Source organism: Deltaproteobacteria bacterium (assembly GCA_018668695.1).
Classification (GTDB): Bacteria; Myxococcota; XYA12-FULL-58-9; order XYA12-FULL-58-9; family JABJBS01; genus JABJBS01.
Window position 1 is genome coordinate 1 of sequence record JABJBS010000422.1, and the last position, 2394, is coordinate 2394.

At 50.3% G+C, this 2394-nt stretch carries 2 protein-coding genes and 1 pseudogene; all 3 read right to left on the minus strand.

Translation table 11 applies throughout. The features are described 5' to 3' along the window. Positions 1-63: 63 nt before the first annotated feature. Positions 64-987, minus strand: a complete 924-nt coding sequence (argB, locus tag HOK28_24940) for an acetylglutamate kinase (protein ID MBT6436360.1) — start codon at positions 985-987, stop codon at positions 64-66. Between the two features lie 24 nt (positions 988-1011). Then, positions 1012-1977 (minus strand): annotated as a pseudogene (argC, locus tag HOK28_24945) (N-acetyl-gamma-glutamyl-phosphate reductase). Beyond that, the coding region (locus HOK28_24950) for a hypothetical protein (protein MBT6436361.1) at positions 1974-2394 on the minus strand (421 nt) is incomplete at its 5' end. The pseudogene argC and the gene HOK28_24950, both read right to left, overlap by 4 nt.

A 2394-nucleotide genomic window follows, 5' to 3' on the forward strand; every position in this document is an offset into this window, starting at 1 on the left:
AAGCAATAACATCCAAGGACAACCGCAACAAGTCGGGGCTACGCAACGAAGAAGCCTCTGAGGCTACGGAGCAGCCATGGTTACTGGCTCAGCTCGTGTATCATCGGCGGATTGAACCACCAGTGTACCGCATCCATCATTGGTGAAGATCTCTTCAAGCAATGCGCCGCTGCGACCAGAATCAATCACGTGTGTTCTTGGTACGCCGCCTTCTAAAGCCAACCGGAGCGCCGCGACTTTTGGACGCATGCCTCGTGAGAAGGCTCCCTTTTCTTCAAGTTCAGAGAGTTCGGCGAGATCTGTGTAGTGGAGCATCGAAGTAGAATCATCTACATTGGCTAAAATACCAGGGATGTTACTCATTAAAATGAGCTTCGCTGCACCCAGTGCTATTGCGAGTTCTGCTGCTAAAGTGTCTGCGTTACAATTAAGAATTGTTCCGTCTTCGTCCATAGCAAGTGGGCTCACAACCGGGATCACGCCAGCCTCAAGAGTTTTGAGCAGCACTTTAGTATCCACGGCGCACACATCCCCGACCTCACCAAAATCAACTTGAACCATTTCACCTGTATCATTTTCGATAATAGCTGCTGGTCGCTTCACTGCCTGAATCATTGAACCATCGGCGCCACTGAGGCCTACAGCTGTCTCATCTTGAGCTTTTAGTGCGGAGACAAAGTCGAGGCTCAGCTGACCTCGAAAAAGCATTTTTGCTGCATCGAGTACTTCAGGAGAGGTGATACGACGTCCCGCAACCCGTTCTACTTCCATGCCCAGCTTTTCAGTTAAAGCATCAAGCTGTGGACCGCCGCCATGGACAACCACAAGCTGAATGGCCAAGCGGTGAAGAATCGCTATGTCCCGTGCCACGCGGGCGAGCTTACGTTCATCTTGAATGACTTCACCGCCAACTTTAACGACAAAAATTTGCCCGTGATAGGCTCTTAAGTAGGGGACGGCATCAATAAGTCCGATGACTCGTTGCATTTGTATATTCCTTTGTGACCAAGCTTATGGAAGCGTTGGTGGATTAAGAAGGCCGGTTTGAACTGGCCAATCGAAGCAATGATTCAGGCATTGTACTGCCTGGGTACTGGCACCTTTGCCAAGGTTGTCGATGGCGCTGATCACCACAACATCTTGACCATCAACAAAAGTCGCGACGTCGCAAAATGCGGTAGCCCGTACATGACGTATTTCAGGCGAGCTTTCTCGTACCCTTACCAGCGGATGATCCGCATACTTCTTTTCCAAAGCTGTTTGAGCGCGCTCCAGGCTCCATTCACTCTTCATGGGAAGCATGGCAGTGGCTAAAATACCTCGGTCGATCGGAGCGGAGAGCGGCACGAAACGAATCGGGTCCACATTTGCCAATCCAGATAAAAACGTATTGATTTCGGGTCCATGCTGATGGCTCAAAACTTTATAAGCTTTAAGGTTTGTAAAGCGCTCAGGGTGATGACCAGATTTTGCAGGAGTTGCGCCGAGACCTGTTGAGCCCGTTGCTGCAACAATTCGCGGGGTACCGGTCACTTCACCGCTGGCAATAAACGGCGCACATGCCATACTGATGGCAGTTGCGAAACAACCCGGAACTGCAATTCGCTTAGCCCCCGGTAGCTTTTGATGATTCCATTCAGCCAAGCCATAAACCCAGCCATCTGCATGCCGGTGGTCCCTAGACAAATCCAGAATAACCTTGGCACCGGCACTGTCCAATGCGTCACACAAAGGAGCTGCTTTACCGTGAGGCACCGCAACAAACACGGCATCAAGTTTTGCAAGCCGCTCTGGATTAAATTCCGTGGTGGAAAGTTCAGTACAACCCAAAAGACCTGGGTGCAGCACATCCAACCGCATACCGGATTTAGAGTGACTGACCACTTCGCTTAACTCTACCCGAGGATGCAAGATTAAAAGTCGAATGAGTTCTGCACCGGCATAACCTGTACCACCCACAACACCAACCTTCATCATAGCGCGCTCCTGAAAGCATTGAGTACTGTATCCGTAAGTTCTTTTGCTTGAGCCCGCGCGTTAACAGCCGGCACACCAGTAAGTTCCCGAATAGCTCGGCTGCCTGATTCATTATCAGTTGCCGGGCCCGTAATGAGGGTCGGTAGCCAATCTCTTTCTTCGAGCCATTTTACCGCTCCCCAAGCACCAACAGGATCATTGGCAGCCATCATCAGCGCTTTGGGAAGAGCTTTAAGCTCTTCATCAAACAAAACGGAATCAACGCCATAACTGCCCATGATGCCGTCGCCGAGCTCTAAGACAATCATATCCAACGAATGCTCGGCCAATTGAGAAATACAGCTCTTAGCAATATCGGCTACGTGCATATTCGCAGTTGAGGAATAACCAACGTCTGCAAAAGTGATAGCCTCTACG

Coding starts and splice junctions, on each gene's coding strand:
- argB (MBT6436360.1), bottom strand. CDS start 987: ATGCAACGAGTCATCGGACTTATTGATGCCGTCCCCTACTTAAGAGCC.